The organism is Leadbetterella sp. DM7 (assembly GCF_040829825.2).
GTDB lineage: Bacteria > Bacteroidota > Bacteroidia > Cytophagales > Spirosomataceae > Leadbetterella.
The window spans coordinates 225,069-240,781 of the sequence record NZ_JBFOLH020000003.1 but is presented as its reverse complement, the minus strand read 5'-3'; the positions used below and the strand labels follow the sequence as shown (position 1 = coordinate 240,781).

Below are 15,713 nucleotides of genomic sequence, written 5' to 3'. Positions count from 1 at the left end.
TATTTTTATCTTTTCATAGTATATTTGAAGTAAAAATTTACTTAGGGGCAGCTATGTCGACTTTAAAAGAAGAGCTCGGGAAACGCATATTGATCTTAGACGGCGCCATGGGCACCATGATCCAGCGCTATAAACTTACCGATGAAGATTACAGGGGAGAACGCTTTAAAGACTTCCCGCACGATATAAAAGGAAACAACGACCTGCTTTCGCTGACGCGGCCGGATGTCATTCTGGCTATTCACAAAGAATACCTTGAAGCCGGTGCCGATATACTCGAAACCAATACGTTCAGCGGTACCTGGGTGGCTCAGGACGATTATCATATGGCCGGCCTGGTCTATGAAATTAACCTTGAAGGGGCCCGGCTGGCCCGGCAGGCCGCTGATGAATATACCCGTGCGCACCCGGAGAAGCCGCGGTTTGTGGCAGGTTCTATCGGACCCACGACTAAAATGGCGTCTCTTTCTCCTGATGTCAATAACCCGGGCTTCCGCGCCATTAGTTTTGATCAGCTTACCGATGCCTTCTCCACGCAGATCAATGCCCTGGTAGACGGCGGTGTAGATTGCCTGCTTATTGAGACCGTTACCGATACGCTGAACTGTAAGGCGGCTCTTTTTGCCGCCAATACCATCATTGAGGAAAGAAAAGCGGCCAACCCGGACTTTGAAATGCCGGTGATGGTCTCCGGTACCATCACCGATCAGTCGGGCCGTACGCTTACAGGCCAGACTTCCGAGGCCTTTTATAACTCGGTTGCACATGGGGGGCTGCTTTCTATAGGCCTGAATTGTGCCCTGGGTGCAAAGGCCATGAAGCCTTACCTGGCCGAGCTGAGCCGGGTGGCGGATTGTTTTGTGAGCGTGTATCCCAATGCGGGCCTTCCCAATGAGATGGGGCAATACGACGAGTCGCCGGAGTATATGGCCGACCAGGTAAAAGAATTCCTGGAAGAAGGCTATGTGAATATCCTGGGCGGGTGCTGCGGTACCACGCCTGACCACATCCGGGCATTTGCTGAGCTGGCCAAAGGCTATGCACCGCGTAAACGCCCTGAAATAACTCCTTTCCTGCGGTTGAGCGGCCTTGAGCCCATGACACTGACCCCTGAGCTGGGTTTTGTGAACGTGGGAGAAAGAACCAACGTGACCGGTTCGAAAAAGTTCCTGAGGCTGATCAAAAGCAGGAAATTCGATGACGCGCTCAGCGTGGCCCTTGACCAGGTGGAAGGCGGCGCCAACGTGATCGACGTTAACATGGATGAAGGCATGCTGGATGGCGTAGAAGCCATGACCACTTTCCTGAACCTGATGGCCTCCGAGCCGGAAATATCGCGGATCCCGGTGATGGTTGACTCCTCCAAATGGGAGATCATCGAAGCCGGCCTCAAATGTGTGCAGGGGAAAGGCATTGTGAACTCTATTTCGCTGAAATCAGGCGAAGAAGAGTTTATCCGCCAGGCCAAAACCGTGCGGAAGTACGGTGCAGCGGTGATTGTAATGGCCTTTGACGAAGACGGGCAGGCCGACAATACCGCAAGGAGAATAGAAATAGCGAAGCGTTCGTACGATGTCCTGGTCAATAAGGTGGGTTTCCCACCCCAGGATATCATCTTTGACCTGAATATCTTCCCGGTGGCTACCGGTATTGAAGAGCACCGGATCAACGCGGTGTCTTTCTTTGAAGCCACGAAATGGGTGCGCGGGAACCTGCCGCACACCCACGTCAGCGGCGGGGTGAGCAACGTGTCTTTTTCTTTCCGGGGAAATGACCGGGTGCGGGAGGCCATACATTCGGCCTTTTTATACCACGGCCGGCAGGCGGGTATGGATATGGGCATTGTGAACCCGGCCATGCTGGAAGTATACGATGATATCCCGCAGGATCTCCTGAAAGCCGTGGAAGATGTGCTGCTAAACCGTACGGATGATGCCACCGAGGTGCTCCTGGAGATGGCAGAAGGCCTGAAAGGAGAAGGAAAGACCGATGAAAAAGCCGTTCAGGAATGGCGGACCCTCCCGGTGGCTAAGCGTATTGAACATGCCCTGGTGAAGGGAATTGTGGAGTATATTGATGAGGATATCGAAGAGATCCGTCATCTTTTCCCCAGTCCGCTGCAGGTGATTGAAGGGCCGCTGATGGATGGAATGAATGTGGTGGGCGACCTGTTCGGCTCCGGGAAGATGTTTCTGCCCCAGGTGGTGAAGTCGGCCCGGGTAATGAAGAAGGCGGTGGCTTACCTCCTGCCCTTCCTGGAAGAAGAAAAGCTGAAGTCGGGGAATACCGCCCAAAATAACGGTAAGGTACTGATGGCCACGGTAAAAGGCGATGTGCACGATATCGGGAAGAACATTGTGGGCGTGGTGCTGGCCTGTAACAACTACGAGATCATTGACCTGGGTGTGATGGTTCCGGCCGAGAAGATCCTGGAAGAGGCCGAGAAGCATCGGGTAGATGCCATAGGCCTGAGCGGGCTCATTACGCCCTCGCTTGATGAAATGGTTTATGTGGCCAAAGAAATGCAGAAAAGAGGCATGGATATGCCCCTGCTTATTGGTGGAGCCACCACATCACGGGCGCATACGGCCGTGAAAATTGATACCTGCTTTGACGGTCCCGTGATCCATGTGCTGGATGCCTCCAAATCGGTGCCGGTGGTGTCTAACCTGCTGAGTAAGGACCAGAGAGATCACTATATCCAGTCGGTGAAGCTGGACTACGCCAGGTTCAGGGAAGATTACCAGAAACGCCAGACCATTAAGACGTATATCCCGCTGAAAGAAGCACGGGAAAACAAGCTGAAAATCGACTGGGACAACTATGAGATACCGGTGCCAAAGTTCTTGGGAACAAAGTCTTATGAGAACTATAATTTAAAGGAGATAGTCAATTATTTTGACTGGACGCCCTTCTTCCAGGCCTGGGACCTGCACGGGCATTACCCGAAGATCCTGAACGATGAAGTAGTAGGCACAGAGGCGCAGAGGCTCTTTGAAGACGGGAAGAAAATGCTGGAAACGGTGCTGGAGAAAAACTGGTTTGACGCGCGGGCGGTTATCGGGTTCTGGCCGAGCAATGTAGAAAACGACGATACCCAGCTGGTATATGATTTTACGGAAACCACCGTGCGGTGCGACTGCAAGCTGCCGGGGCATGAGCACCGGGTTTTTCAGCCGGATCGCAGCCGGGTGCTTGCCCGTATCCAGCATTTGCGCCAGCAGGGGAAAAAGGGCGGCGGGATTCCCAACCTGTCGCTGGCCGACTTTGTTGCCCCCCTGGAAACAGGGAAACAGGATTATTTCGGTGCGTTTGCTGTGGGGATCTTTGGTGCAGAGAAGATTGCCAAGGAAATGGAGGCCCAGTTTGACGACTACAACGCCATTATGGTGAAAGTGCTGGCTGACCGTTTTGCCGAGGCTTTTACCGAATTGCTGCACGAAAAGGTCAGGAAAGAGCTTTGGGCTTACCAAACGAATGAGGAGCTGAGCAATGAAGAGCTCATCAAGGAAAAATATGTGGGTATCCGGCCGGCACCGGGTTATCCGGCCTGTCCCGACCACAATCCGAAGCGTGATATTTTCCGCCTGCTGAATGTGGAGCAGAAAATCGGGCTGCGGCTGACCGAAAGCCTGGCTATGTGGCCGGCATCGGCGGTTTCAGGCTTTTATTATGCGCATCCGCAGTCGCGCTACTTCGGCCTGGGGAAAATTGAAAAAGACCAGATCGAAGCGTATGTGCGGGTACGGGAGGTATCGGTTGAAGAGGCGGAGCGGTGGCTGAGCCCGGTACTGAATTATTGATGGGGGATATAAGAAGTACGGTGTAAGGAACGCAGATGATTATGATTTTTCCCGGGCTTTGCTTCGTGTTCTTTGAGCATTTTACCTGGTGGGCTTTGTGAAAATATAGTTTATTTTACACAGAGTGCGCAAAGGACACAAAGGCGAAATACTGTGGTTCAATTTATTCCTGTTATTATAAATATTTAGTAAAATAGCGAAATATACAATTAGATTATCGGCTAAATCTGCTGGATGAAACGGCTTATTGATTCTTACAGCAAGCTGTGCAGGGCAAAAAAAATTAGCCGTTTTTCTCACAAGACGGGGGTGCTTCTGCCATTGGGTTCTATTTGCCGGAAGTGTCTCACCTTAATATTTCCTATGGTATTCTGTGCCTTCCATAAATCATAATCGAGTTGAAGCTTCAGCCAGAATTCAGGTTTAGAACCGAATGCCCTGGATAATCGAATGGCCATTTCCGAACTTATTCCCTGGTGTTCATTCAGGATATTCGATAAGGTTTTGGGGGTTATCCCCAGGCCTTCCGCTATTTCTTTGTTTGTAAAGTTCTCTCCGGTTTCTTCTTTAATCCCTTCAATGACATCGCGTATCATAGAGCCCGGATGTGGTGGGCGCATACCTCTTTTTAACATATTACTTTCTCTTTAATGATAATCTAAATAATCCACATCGTGGGCTAATCCGTTAATAAACCGAAATATAATTCTCCAGTTTCCATTGACTTTGACAGACCAGAACCCTCTGTAATTTCCGGATAAAGCGTGCAGGGACCATCCTGCAACGTTCATATCTTCTAAATCTTCTGCCACATCCAGCCGATATAAAATTCTTCGTATCTTTTCAACGTGGTTATTATTTAATTTTGAAGGGTCGTTTCTTTCAAAGAAAAACTTCAATCCTTTGTGATGGAAATTACAGATCATGTGAATTATTAACGCATAACGTTATGTGTTATCCTGATAACAAGAGGGTGTTACATTAAGTTCTGTTATTGCAATTAAAAACCGGGTAAAGGCTAAAGCAGACTGCAGACGGCTACAGAAATTGTAAGTTGAAGAGGAAGTTGAGGATGAGGTAAATTTTATAATTTTTCAGGAACACGCCCCAGGGCGTGTTCCTATTATTTTATTTGACTTTTACGTACGTTTCCCGGATAACCTGGTTGATGCCGAGCTCGGGAATGGCTTCTTCACCGGACTGGATAAGGGTATCGCCCCTGAATTCGACCGTGAAGTGAAATTGTTTGCCTTCCCATGCGCGGTAATTGCAGTAGTCGAGGTTTTCCGTATAGTTATTTCCTTCCAGAACAAAGGTACCGGCACCGCTGACATAGAGATTGTTGAGGCTGTCGGCTCCTTTGGCTTTGTCGTGGTTGAAGAAAGAGAAATGAGTGCCGTTGAACATCTTCAGCATTTCGGTACGCGAGTCATCCACGGCTACGCGGGTGGTATCCGGGCCTTTGATGGTTACGGAGTTCAGAAGCCGGTAAGTACCTGACAGCGAGTGATCTTTGCCTGTTGTTGCCCCGTTCTGGCAGGCGCATAAGCCCATTATCAGGGCCGGGAGTAAGATTTTTTTCATATATAAGGTTGTTTTGCAATTGCAAATTTACATATCTTCCCCATATTTTTTTAACCTTCTCAGCGCCATCCACCGCCCAGGGCCCGGTACAGCTCCACTCCTGCATTCAGCTTCTGCAGTTTCGTGGTAATAATACTTAACCGGGTATTCAGGGCATTTTGCTTGGCAGTGATCACCTCCAGGTAGTTGGCCATCCCGTTTTCCAGCAGCTCTTCCGAATAGTCTATCGACTGGTTGTACAAAGCGTATTCTTCTTCTTTCAATGCAATCTTACGGTCGGCGGTAGTGTAATTGTACAGGGCGTCAGATACTTCCCGGCTGGCCGTGATGACCGCTTTCTGGTAGGCCAGGTAGGCCTGCTCCTGCCCTGCGTCAGCCACTTCTTTCTGGGTTTTGAGTGCCCGGCGGTTGTATACCGGCTGGGCAAGACCGGCTACGGCATTGGTAAACAAGGATTTCGGGTTGAACAGTTGGGGAAAATCAATGCTCTGGAAGCCTCCTGTGGCGGTGATCCTTAAGGTAGGGTAAAAGCTGCTCCGGGCTACATTCACATTTTCGAAGGCTTTGACCAGTGCCATTTCAGCGGCTTTCACATCCGGGCGGTTTTCCAGCAATTGGGCCGGGAAACCGGTTTTTACGTCCATGAGCGGTGCCTGTGCGTCAAATGAATTCCGTTCGGTTGCAGCAGGTGCTTCTCCCAGCAGCACGCTCAGGATATTTTCGTTCAGCTTGATGGCATTTTCGGTATCCAGCAGCAGGGCGCGGGCATTGACCAAAAGCGCTTCATTCTGTTTGACGGCTACCTCGCTCACAATACCGGCTGTTTTCAGCGACCGGTTGGTCTCCACTCCTTCCTCGCGGGTACGGATGGTCTCTTCCAGCACTTTTTTCTGCTCGTCGAGCGCTGCCAGGTTGTAATAGGTATTGGCTACCGAAGCAATAATCTGGGTAGACACCGCCTGATGCGCATTGATGCTGCGCAGGTAGTCGGCAATAAACCCTCTTTTGGTGCTCCGTATTTTTCCCCAGATATCTGCCTCCCAGGCAAAGTTTCCGGTGATATCAAACTGGGCCAGCGTCTGGCTGCCCGTGATACGGCCAAATTGCGTGTTGGCCGAGGTTTTGGTAAAGGTAAAGTTGGGCCCTATGTTCAGGGTAGGAAAATACCCCGCTTTTCCCTGCTTCATGTACGACTCTGCAATGGATACATTCTGCAGGGCTGTACGGATGTCCAGGTTATTCTGAAGCGCTTTTTCAATGTAACGGCCCAGCATTTCATCGCGGAAGAAGGTTCGCCACGATACCGATGCCAGGCTGGCGCTGTCTGCCGCCGCTGCTTCGGCTTTAAAGCCATCTGCTACCGGCAGTTCGGGTCTTTTATAGTCTTTTGCCACAAAACACGATTGTAGTAAAAGAGCAGTGATTATGAGTGAGTAATATTTCATTTTGTTAGTTCCGAGTTCCGAGTATGTTAGTTCCGAGTTCCGAGTGCGTTAGTTCCGAGTTCCGAGTACATTTGTGCCGAGTGGGTACCGGGACGACCGTTGTCAATTGTCAACTGTCAATTGTCCATTATTATTCGTTTCCACTTGCTTTACCGGTTTGATCTTTTCCTGCAGGGTCTGGAAGATCACAAACAGTACCGGGATGATAAATACCCCGATCACGGTTCCTACCAGCAGACCGAAGGCTGCTCCCGTACCTACCGAACGGTTACCGATATACCCCACCCCTGATGCAAATACCAGCGGCATCAGTCCCAGGATGAAGGCAAACGAGGTCATCAGGATAGGGCGCAAACGGGAGATGGCCCCGTTAATGGCTGCCTGGGGAATAGATTCCCCGTGCTGCCGGCGCTGAATGGCAAACTCGACGATGAGGATGGCATTTTTTGCGAGGAGTCCCACGAGCATTACCAGGGCTATCTGGAAATAGATGTTGTTTTCGAGGCCGGCCAGCTTTTGCGACATGTAAGCCCCCATAATACCGGCCGGTAAAGAAAGGATAACCGATAGCGGCAGGATATAGCTTTCGTATTGTGCCGACAGGATGAAGTATACAAACACCACACACAGGATGAAGATCAGCAGGGTTTGGGAGCCGGCTTTGAGCTCTTCGCGGGTAAGACCGGTAAAGTCTACGCCGAAGTCCTGGCTGAGCTGTGTAGCGGCCACCTCGTTGATGGCTTTGATGGCGTCTCCGCTGGAATACCCCGGGTTGGTGGCGCCTGAAATGTTGGCCGACGTAAACAGGTTAAAACGGTTGACCGACTGCGGGCCATATACCTTCTGAAGGGTGACAAACTGCGTGATAGGCGCCATTTGCCCGGTAGAAGTGCTCACATAGATGCTGTTCAGGCTCGATTCGTCCCTGCGGTCTTCCGGCAGCGACTGGATCATCACCCGGTATTGCTTACCGAACCGTACAAAATCTGCTGCATAAATACCGCCGATATAGCCCTGGAGCGCAGACAGGATGCTGCTTACGGTAACGCCTGAACGTTTGGCCCGCTCCACGTCCAGCTTGATCTCGTACTGGGCATAGTTGGTATTCAGTGACGACTGGGCGTATTGTATTTCCGGTCTTTTGGTGAGCTCGGCCAGGTAGCCCTGGGTTACTTCATCCAGCCTTTTCAGCTCGCCTCCCGAACGGTCAAGCAGCTTCAGCTCAAAACCGGCCGAAGCTCCGAAGCCAGGTATGCTGGGCGGCTGGAAGAAGGCCATTTTGGCGTCTTTGAAATCCTTACCCGCCAGGGCAAACAGCTTCCCGATGATGGAAGTAATCGAAGTTTCAGCTGTGGTTCTGTCTTTGAAGCCGTCAAGCTTGATCAGGAACATACCGTGGTTAGCGCCTGCTCCCGAAATAAAGTTGTTCCCGGTGATGGCCGTCACGTTATTGATTCCTTTGATCTTCATGGCTTTCCCTTCAAATTCTTTGAGCAGGTAATAAACCCGGTCAGTAGATGCTCCCGGAGGAAGCTCCACGTTACCGAAAAGGAAGCCCCGGTCTTCGTTGGGTACAAAGCCTGAAGGCATGGTTTTGTTCGCCAGGTAAACACCCCCCAGGCAAAGCACCAGGATCAGGGCCGTTACCCATTTGTTCCGGAAAAGGAAGGTGAACGCCCGGGCGTATTTCCGGGTCATGGTGTTAAAGGCCGAGTTAAAAGCGGTAAAGAAACGCTGCATAAACCCTTTCCTATGGCCTTCTTCGTGCGGTTTCAGGAACAGCGCACACAGGGCCGGGCTGAGCGTTAGGGCATTGACGGCCGATATAAAGATGGCTACAATAAGGGTTATCCCGAATTGTTTGTAGAATACGCCTGTAGGACCGGTGATAAAAGTAACCGGGATAAACACGGCAGCCATCACCAGGGTAATGGAGACAATGGCCGTGGAGATCTCTCCCATGGCACTGATCGAGGCCGGCCGGGCCTCCATCCGGGTGCTTTCCATCTTGGCATGGATAGCTTCTACCACCACAATGGCGTCATCTACCACAATACCGATCGCCAGCACCAGGGCAAAGAGCGTGAGCAGGTTCAGCGAGAACCCGAAAAGGGTCAGGAAGAAGAAGGTACCGATGATAGATACCGGAACGGCTATCAGGGGTACGAGGGTGGAACGGATGTCCTGCAGGAAAATAAATACGACTATAAACACCAGCAAAAATGCCTCTATCAGCGTGCTGACCACTTTTGAAATGGAGGCATCCAGGAATTCGTTGGTATCAAAGTTAATGATGTATTTTACGCCGTCAGGCAATTGCTTCCCTATTTTTTCCAGCTCTGTTTTCAGGTCGTTATTGATCTGCTGGGCGTTGGAGCCGGGAGTCTGGTATACGGCAATGGTTACCGATGGTTTCCCGTTCAGCTCGCCGTTCCCGGAGTAAGACAGGGAGCCCAGCTCTATTTTGGCGACGTCTTTGAGGTAAAGCACCTGTCCGCCGGGCAATGCTTTCACCACTATATTTTCGTATTGGTCTTCCGTACGGTATTTGCCGCCGTATTTCAGGATATACTGGAAAGAAGCCCCGTTATTTTCACCCAGTTGCCCTGCGGCTGCCTCCAGGCTCTGTTCGTTGATGGCCTGCGAGATCTGGGCCGGTACGAGTCCGTAGGTGGCCATTTTTACCGGGTCGAGCCATATCCGCATGGAGTAAATTTTCTGCCCGAAGGCGGTGGCATCTCCTACCCCATTTACCCGTTTCAGTACGGGTATCACATTTATGTTCAGGTAATTCTGGATATAGGTGGCATCGTATTCGGTGCTGGAAGAATAAAACGAAAGAAACATCAGCGCGCTGGTCTGCTGCTTCTGGGTAGTTACTCCAGAGCGGGTTACTTCGGCCGGCAGCAAGGGCGTGGCCCTTGAAACCCGGTTCTGCACGTTTACGGTAGCAATATCCGGGTCAATGCCTTGCTTAAAGATCACCTGGATGGTGGCCGAGCCGTTATTGGAGGCAGTAGAGGCAATATAGTCCATGCCTTCCACCCCGTTGATCTGCTCTTCAATGGGTACGATTACACTTTCCAGTACGGTCTGGGCGTTGGCGCCCGGGTAGTTGGCCATAACCTGCACGGTAGGCGGGGCTATTTCGGGGTATTGCGAAACGGGCAGGGTATACAGGCCCAGCACCCCCAATATGACGATCAAAACAGAAATAACCGATGAAAAGACCGGCCTTTCTATAAATGTTTTTAACATAGCTTAAAATACGGGTTTGAGGGTGCTCAATATCTGGTCTAAATCCTGCTTAAGCGGCTTTACGGGCGCCTTGTCGCGCAGGTTGGCGGTACCCTGGGTAACCACGAGGTCGCCCGGTTTTACGCCATCTGCGGCTACCACCAGGTTTTGGGTCCTGTCGGTAATGTTCACCCGGGTCATGTTGGCCGTGTCTTTTACCACGGTATAGACGTAGAAGCTACCCTGACGTTCGAAAACCGACATTTCAGGAAAAATTACGGCGTTTTCGTAGGTTTTCGGTATGCGTATTTTACCCGAATTGCCGTTGCTCAGCAGCCCGGTCGAATTGGCAAAGGTAACCCGGAACTGGATGCTCCCCGTGGCTGCATCGATCTGCCCGGTCACGGCCCGTACATTTCCTTTTTCAGGATAGGTTTGTCCGTTGGCCAGCACCAGCTCTACCGGCGGAATGTTCTTCAGCTTTTCTTTTACGGAAGCTCCGGGCGTTCTTTCGAGGAAATCGAGGTATTCTTTTTCATTCATGGAAAAATAGGCATACACCGAGCTGGTTTCGGATACGGTGGTCAGCGGGGTGGGATCAGACGGCCCTACGAGGCTGCCTTCGCGCAGGGGCAAAGCGCCTACAATACCTTTGATCGGGCTGCGTACAATTGAGAAATTGATGTTCTCCCGGATACCCTTCAGCGTGGAAGTGGCCTGTCCTTTTGCCGCTACGGCCTGGGCATAGGCAGCCTGTGCCCGGGTAAGATTGGCTTTGGCGGTTTCAAGCTGAACTCCGCCTATAATGTTCTTTTCTACCAGGGGCGTGAGCTTGGTCACTTCTACTTCAGCAGCCTTTACAGCGGCTTCAGCAGCATCAATACCGGCCTGGCTGGCCGTAACGGCTGCCTGGGCGGCATCGGCATTCTGGGTGAGGATGTTGGTCTCCAGCTGGAACAGGGGCGCGCCTGCTGCCACGGTCTGCCCTTCGTCGACATAGACCTTTTTAACATAGCCCTGAATTTTGGCCCGTACTTCGTTATTGTTGATGCCTTTAATGGTTACGGGAAATTCATCGTAGCCCGTAACGGTTTTCTGAGTCACTTCCACCACCGGAAATTCGGAAACGGGAGGAGCTTGCTGTTGGCTTTTCGGTTGGCAGGAACAGAGTGCACAAAGTGCAATTAATGGAATAGTTTTTTTCATTATCTATATAAAGTTTCAAGTAGGAAGCTATGCGCATGGAGTAGTGAGCCGCACGGCGGACCGCTTCATTTTTAATTTAATCGGGTAATGATTTTACTAACTGATGTTACGCATTTCGTGAAATAGATATAACCACATAGATTTTATATAGAAAAGGAGAAATTATGGAAATTAATTTCCACCACATAGCTATGTGAAACATGTTTACATGTTCTGATAAAACCTCTTTAATCTATGTATCTATTGTGGTTTGGAAATAGTGCGTAACATGAATTACTAATAAAGCAAACGCAAATTGCGGCGTAAAAATTCGCCTGTATTCCGGGTGTAATCGTCTGTACCCCTTATTCAGCCGATCTGCCGCGTTTTTTTATCGATTTTTTTTACCGTAAACTAAATTTTATTTTCAAAATATCCCGATACGGATTAAGTTGCGATTATAATTTAGTTCCGGGTGATTAGTTCTGAGTGAGTAAAAAAGCAGGTTTACAACCCATGAGGTAGAATCTGCTTTCTATACCCGGCACCGGGAATTACTATAAAATTTACTTTTATGAAATAGCCATGAGCAGTCAGCTATCAGAAGTCGGGCACACCGGGTGACGTATCACCAACCGGCCCATGAATAAGCGGTCCGCCGCTGCGGCTGATAGCTGAAGGCTGAAAGCTAAAATTTTATACACATGAAAAAACTGCTGAAAAACCCGGTTTACCTGTTACTGGTGGCTTTGTCGGTGTCGTGCAGCACTGATGAGCCTGAAGAAAAGAAAGAGACGGTTGACCCTGTCAACGGTGTTTCAGATTACCTGCTGGAAAAAGCGGTGGTAAGCACTGCCGGCGGGTCCAGTACCACTACTTATGCATATGACGAAAACGGTGTGGTTATTTCAGATGCCCTCCGGGTTTTCCCTGCCAACCTGAACAGCTCGTCGGAGCCGTACGTGATCAAAGAAGGAAATCAGAAATTATTCTGTGACAGCAAAAAGCGTGTGGTTAAAGAAGAGATAGAAGGTTATCGGACGTTCTATGAATACGACGGTCAGGACAGGATCTCCCGTAAGATACTGCTGAACCTGGCAGCTAACCGGAGAGATACCACGGAATATACCTACTTTGTCCCGGGTGAAAATAATTTTGAGGGAGTCTCTTTCCAGGCAAAAACGCCCGTTTATACCACCAATACGACCCATTTTGAACGGTATAAATACGAAAACTACTATTTCTCGCCGGCCATTAAGCTGAAGTCGTGGGTCACCTATCCTTACAATTACGGTAAGATACAGGATGCTCCCCTGGTGCGTTATACCTATACCACGGTCAACGGGTCTCTGCGCCAGGAAAGTTTCACGCCTGAACTGAATGAGCAGGGTCTGATCGTCAAAACCGTACACAATTACCTGGGCGGGTCTTCCGAATATACGTATTCGTATATCAAAAGGTAGGTCGTTTGTCAGAAATATCCGTTATTTTTGTGCTTTAATTCCCAGTAGAATGGCATACGCTACCACCGAGATCACCAGTGCAGAGATTCCGTCAGACAACCCCGTTCATCAGCGGCTGTATTTTCCATACGAAGAAGCGGCCAAAATTATTCATGGCCGGGTGCTGGAGCTGGGTTGCGGCTGGGGACGCGGTGTGGAAAAGCTGATCGGCGCTTGTGATCATTTTACCGGGCTGGACAAAAATGAGCCGCTGATCCGTGCTTTACAGGAAAAATACCCGGATCATTATTTTAATACGGTTGACCTCCCCTACCTTAACGAGTTGGGTGACAATACTTTTGATTTTGTGGTAACGTTCCAGGTGATTGAGCACATCCGCGACGATCATACGTTTCTGCAGGAAGCGCACCGGGTGCTGAAACCCGGCGGGAAAATCCTGCTGACCACGGTCAATAAAGACTTTTCGCTCAGCCGGAACCCCTGGCATATCCGGGAATACCGTACCGAAGAGCTGAAAAACCTGATGAAGAAGTATTTCAGGGAGCTTGACGCCAAAGGAGTCGGCGGAAATGAGAAAGTATGGGCCTACTATGAGCAAAACAAGGCCTCGGTAAGAAAGATCATGCGTTGGGACATCCTGGACCTTCAGCACCGGCTTCCCGCCTGGATGCTCAGGGTTCCCTACGAGCTGCTGAACCGTTTCAACCGCAACAAGCTCCTGGCCGAGCCGGGCAGCCTGGCCGCCGCCATCAACTGGGATGACCATTACCTGAGTAAGGAGCCGGAGAAGTGTATAGATTATTTTTTTGTGGCTACGAAATGATTTTAGTTCCGAGTGATTAGTTTCGAGTACTTAGTTCCGAGTATTTAGTTTCGAGTATTTGGAGCGGGTTCTACCTTTTGGGTATAAACTTGCTTTTATTTATCCGGAACTAACCTATTTTAATTATTTTCCAGGAACCGCCTCTTGCAGAGCCTATTCGTTCAATTATACCTTTTTCCTGCATTTGCCTGAGATATCTTTGTACCGTACGCTGATTAAGCTGGAGTAGTATAGCTATTTGTATGGCTGTATACTTTGGGTTACTATGGATGAGTTCCACGATTTTCCTTTCATTTTCTACGACATTTTCTACGACACTTTCACTTGTTTTCTGTTGATCATAAGAAAGCTTTGTTATAAACCCGTTAGGTGCGTTTTCAAAAGAAAATACCATAGTAGGATAGGTTCTTATTTCGTTACGGATACGAATAAAGCCGCTACCGTATTTTTCAATATCTCCTGTCAGGTAAAAAGCTTCTGCTATAAGCTTATTTCGAGTATTTGAGCTTCTATACGACAAACAGCTCGGCAGCTACCCGGTCTGATAAAATTCTTGCTTCAGCCGGAATGGTGATCGCATCGCCCTCCTGCACAATCAACTGCTGTGATTTGAGTTTTTCGAGTGAGTCCCGGAAAGTGGCCGGAATATCGGGCCATATCCGGAATATTTTATGGAGAGAAACACCCCAGATGGTTCTCAGGCCCGTAAGCAGGTAATCGTTTACCTTCTCGGAAGGACTCAGCAGCTCTCTTTCTAATTCAGGCCTCCCCGACTCTATTCCCTGCATATACCGGTGATTATGCGCCACGTTCCATTGACGGGAATCGCCGTCATAGGAATGGGCCGAGGGGCCTACGCCCAGGTATTCGTCTCCTGACCAGTAGGAGGTGTTGTGTACTGCATAGGCTTTATTTCGTGCAAAATTGGAAATCTCGTATTGCTCAAAACCCAGCTGACCCAGCTCTTCGATCACTATGCGGTACTGATCTGCGGCATAGTCGTCTGAAACCGCGGCCAGCTTTTCCTTTGCCGCCCAGCGACCGAACACCGTATCTTCTTCGATGGTCAGGTTATAGGCCGAAATGTGCTGAAGGTCAAAACCGCTGAGTATTTCAAGGTCTTTACGCAAAATTTCTGCCTGTCGTTTCTCATCCAGGTGAAAACCGGTCTTGGCATAGATCAGGTCTGCTGAAGAGGTTTCAAAACCTTTGTTCAAGATCAGCTCCAGGGCTTTTAACGCCTCACCCGAGGTGTGTGCCCGGTTCATAAATTTTAAAAATACTTCGTTAAATGTCTGGATTCCTAAACTTATGCGATTTATTCCTAAAGAATACCAGAAGTCAAGCCTCTCTTGTGTAATATCATCGGGGTTTGCTTCCAGGGTGACTTCCTTCAAATTATCCACCGTATAAACATCTGAAACGGCTTTGAATAACTTCTCCAGCTCGGAATTTGTCAAAATAGACGGCGATCCACCACCAAAATACAGTGTTTCGAGCTTTTTTTCTCCTAAATAGTCGCTTTTTAACGCTATCTCTTTTGCAATGGCTTCTACCATTCGCTGTTTGTAGGACAGGTTGGTGCTAAAATGAAAATCGCAGTAATGGCAGGCTTGTTTGCAGAAGGGAATGTGGAGGTAGAGGTGCATGGTAGTTCCGAGTTCCGAGTTTGTTAGTTCCGAGTGATTAGTTCCGAGTTTCGAGTGATTAGTTCCGAGTTCCGAGTTTGTTAGTTCCGAGTGATTAGTTCCGGATAATGATTGACTGGATTAATCCCCGGATCATTTTAGATATTTCATCACATAAGCCAGTCACTTTCTCAAAACTATCTTTATTCGTATATCCGAGCCTGTGAGCAAGATACATCATTGATTTTACCTCCGAGCAGGAACCTTTTGAAATAAAGAGAAATCTGACAAATTCTTTGCTGGTATTCCTGTCAAATCCCTCAGCTATATTATTAGAAATTGAAATTGCTGCTCTACAAACCTGATCTTTAAAGCCATAATCTTTTAACTCCCTGAATTCGCAATAAACCAAAACGGTTAAATCCTGCGCTTTTCTCCAGGCAATCAGATCTTCAAATCTCAGAATCTTCATAAAATTATCAGGTTGTGTGAAATAATACTCAAACGGCACTCTTACCCGAAACTAATCACTCGAAACTCGGAAC

Annotated in this window: 12 protein-coding genes; 3 read left to right on the top strand and 9 right to left on the bottom strand. The window is 49.2% G+C overall.

The window, feature by feature from the left end; genetic code table 11:
• The first annotated feature begins 53 nt into the window (after window positions 1–53).
• A complete protein-coding gene (gene metH / locus AB2U10_RS04780; protein ID WP_367913149.1) occupies window positions 54–3,803 on the top strand; it encodes a methionine synthase in 3,750 nt (1,249 codons plus the stop codon).
• A 296-nt stretch (window positions 3,804–4,099) separates the two neighbouring features.
• Here the strand turns inward: metH and AB2U10_RS04775 are convergent, their stop codons facing one another.
• The 6 genes from AB2U10_RS04775 to AB2U10_RS04750 all read right to left on the bottom strand — a co-directional run bounded on the left by AB2U10_RS04775 (window position 4,100) and on the right by AB2U10_RS04750 (window position 11,275).
• Entirely contained in the window at window positions 4,100–4,438 is a 339-nt protein-coding gene (locus AB2U10_RS04775) for a HigA family addiction module antitoxin (protein WP_367913150.1), read from the bottom strand.
• Between the two features lie 12 nt (window positions 4,439–4,450).
• Window positions 4,451–4,729 (bottom strand): type II toxin-antitoxin system RelE/ParE family toxin, encoded by a 279-nt coding sequence (locus AB2U10_RS04770; RefSeq protein ID WP_367913151.1) that lies wholly within the window; start codon window positions 4,727–4,729, stop codon window positions 4,451–4,453.
• Between the two features lie 202 nt (window positions 4,730–4,931).
• A complete protein-coding gene (locus AB2U10_RS04765) occupies window positions 4,932–5,387 on the bottom strand; it encodes a hypothetical protein (protein ID WP_367913152.1) in 456 nt (151 codons plus the stop codon).
• 59 nt (window positions 5,388–5,446) lie between these two features.
• The gene (locus AB2U10_RS04760) at window positions 5,447–6,832 is read right to left on the bottom strand and encodes an efflux transporter outer membrane subunit (protein WP_367913153.1); all 1,386 of its coding nucleotides are present in this window, start codon (window positions 6,830–6,832) and stop codon (window positions 5,447–5,449) included.
• Window positions 6,833–6,934: 102 nt separating this feature from the next.
• A complete protein-coding gene (locus AB2U10_RS04755; RefSeq protein WP_367913154.1) occupies window positions 6,935–10,090 on the bottom strand; it encodes an efflux RND transporter permease subunit in 3,156 nt (1,051 codons plus the stop codon).
• 3 nt (window positions 10,091–10,093) lie between these two features.
• Window positions 10,094–11,275 (bottom strand): efflux RND transporter periplasmic adaptor subunit, encoded by a 1,182-nt coding sequence (locus tag AB2U10_RS04750; RefSeq protein ID WP_367913155.1) that lies wholly within the window; start codon window positions 11,273–11,275, stop codon window positions 10,094–10,096.
• Window positions 11,276–11,958: 683 nt separating this feature from the next.
• Between AB2U10_RS04750 and AB2U10_RS04745 the strand changes: the two genes are divergently transcribed.
• Window positions 11,959–12,717, top strand: a complete 759-nt coding sequence (locus AB2U10_RS04745) for a hypothetical protein (RefSeq protein ID WP_367913156.1) — start codon at window positions 11,959–11,961, stop codon at window positions 12,715–12,717.
• A 49-nt stretch (window positions 12,718–12,766) separates the two neighbouring features.
• Window positions 12,767–13,540 (top strand): class I SAM-dependent methyltransferase, encoded by a 774-nt coding sequence (locus AB2U10_RS04740; protein ID WP_367913157.1) that lies wholly within the window; start codon window positions 12,767–12,769, stop codon window positions 13,538–13,540.
• 109 nt (window positions 13,541–13,649) lie between these two features.
• Here AB2U10_RS04740 and AB2U10_RS04735 read toward each other — a convergent pair whose 3' ends face one another.
• The 3 genes from AB2U10_RS04735 to AB2U10_RS04725 form a co-directional block, all read right to left on the bottom strand.
• Window positions 13,650–14,060, bottom strand: a complete 411-nt coding sequence (locus tag AB2U10_RS04735; protein WP_367913158.1) for an ATP-binding protein — start codon at window positions 14,058–14,060, stop codon at window positions 13,650–13,652.
• Window positions 14,050–15,189: a radical SAM family heme chaperone HemW gene (gene hemW / locus AB2U10_RS04730; protein WP_367913159.1), complete on the bottom strand. Its 1,140-nt coding sequence runs from the start codon at window positions 15,187–15,189 to the stop codon at window positions 14,050–14,052. The genes AB2U10_RS04735 and hemW overlap by 11 nt, the downstream gene beginning before the upstream one ends.
• Window positions 15,190–15,283: 94 nt before the next feature.
• On the bottom strand, window positions 15,284–15,640 hold the full coding sequence (locus tag AB2U10_RS04725; protein WP_367913160.1) for a four helix bundle protein: 357 nt from the start codon (window positions 15,638–15,640) through the stop codon (window positions 15,284–15,286).
• Between the last annotated feature and the right edge of the window lie 73 nt (window positions 15,641–15,713).

Coding starts and splice junctions, on each gene's coding strand:
- AB2U10_RS04765 (WP_367913152.1), bottom strand. CDS start 5,387: ATGAAAAAAATCTTACTCCCGGCCCTGATAATGGGCTTATGCGCCTGC.
- AB2U10_RS04775 (WP_367913150.1), bottom strand. CDS start 4,438: ATGTTAAAAAGAGGTATGCGCCCACCACATCCGGGCTCTATGATACGC.
- hemW (WP_367913159.1), bottom strand. CDS start 15,189: ATGCACCTCTACCTCCACATTCCCTTCTGCAAACAAGCCTGCCATTAC.
- AB2U10_RS04760 (WP_367913153.1), bottom strand. CDS start 6,832: ATGAAATATTACTCACTCATAATCACTGCTCTTTTACTACAATCGTGT.
- AB2U10_RS04725 (WP_367913160.1), bottom strand. CDS start 15,640: ATGAAGATTCTGAGATTTGAAGATCTGATTGCCTGGAGAAAAGCGCAG.
- AB2U10_RS04755 (WP_367913154.1), bottom strand. CDS start 10,090: ATGTTAAAAACATTTATAGAAAGGCCGGTCTTTTCATCGGTTATTTCT.
- AB2U10_RS04770 (WP_367913151.1), bottom strand. CDS start 4,729: ATGATCTGTAATTTCCATCACAAAGGATTGAAGTTTTTCTTTGAAAGA.
- AB2U10_RS04750 (WP_367913155.1), bottom strand. CDS start 11,275: ATGAAAAAAACTATTCCATTAATTGCACTTTGTGCACTCTGTTCCTGC.
- AB2U10_RS04740 (WP_367913157.1), top strand. CDS start 12,767: ATGGCATACGCTACCACCGAGATCACCAGTGCAGAGATTCCGTCAGAC.
- metH (WP_367913149.1), top strand. CDS start 54: ATGTCGACTTTAAAAGAAGAGCTCGGGAAACGCATATTGATCTTAGAC.
- AB2U10_RS04745 (WP_367913156.1), top strand. CDS start 11,959: ATGAAAAAACTGCTGAAAAACCCGGTTTACCTGTTACTGGTGGCTTTG.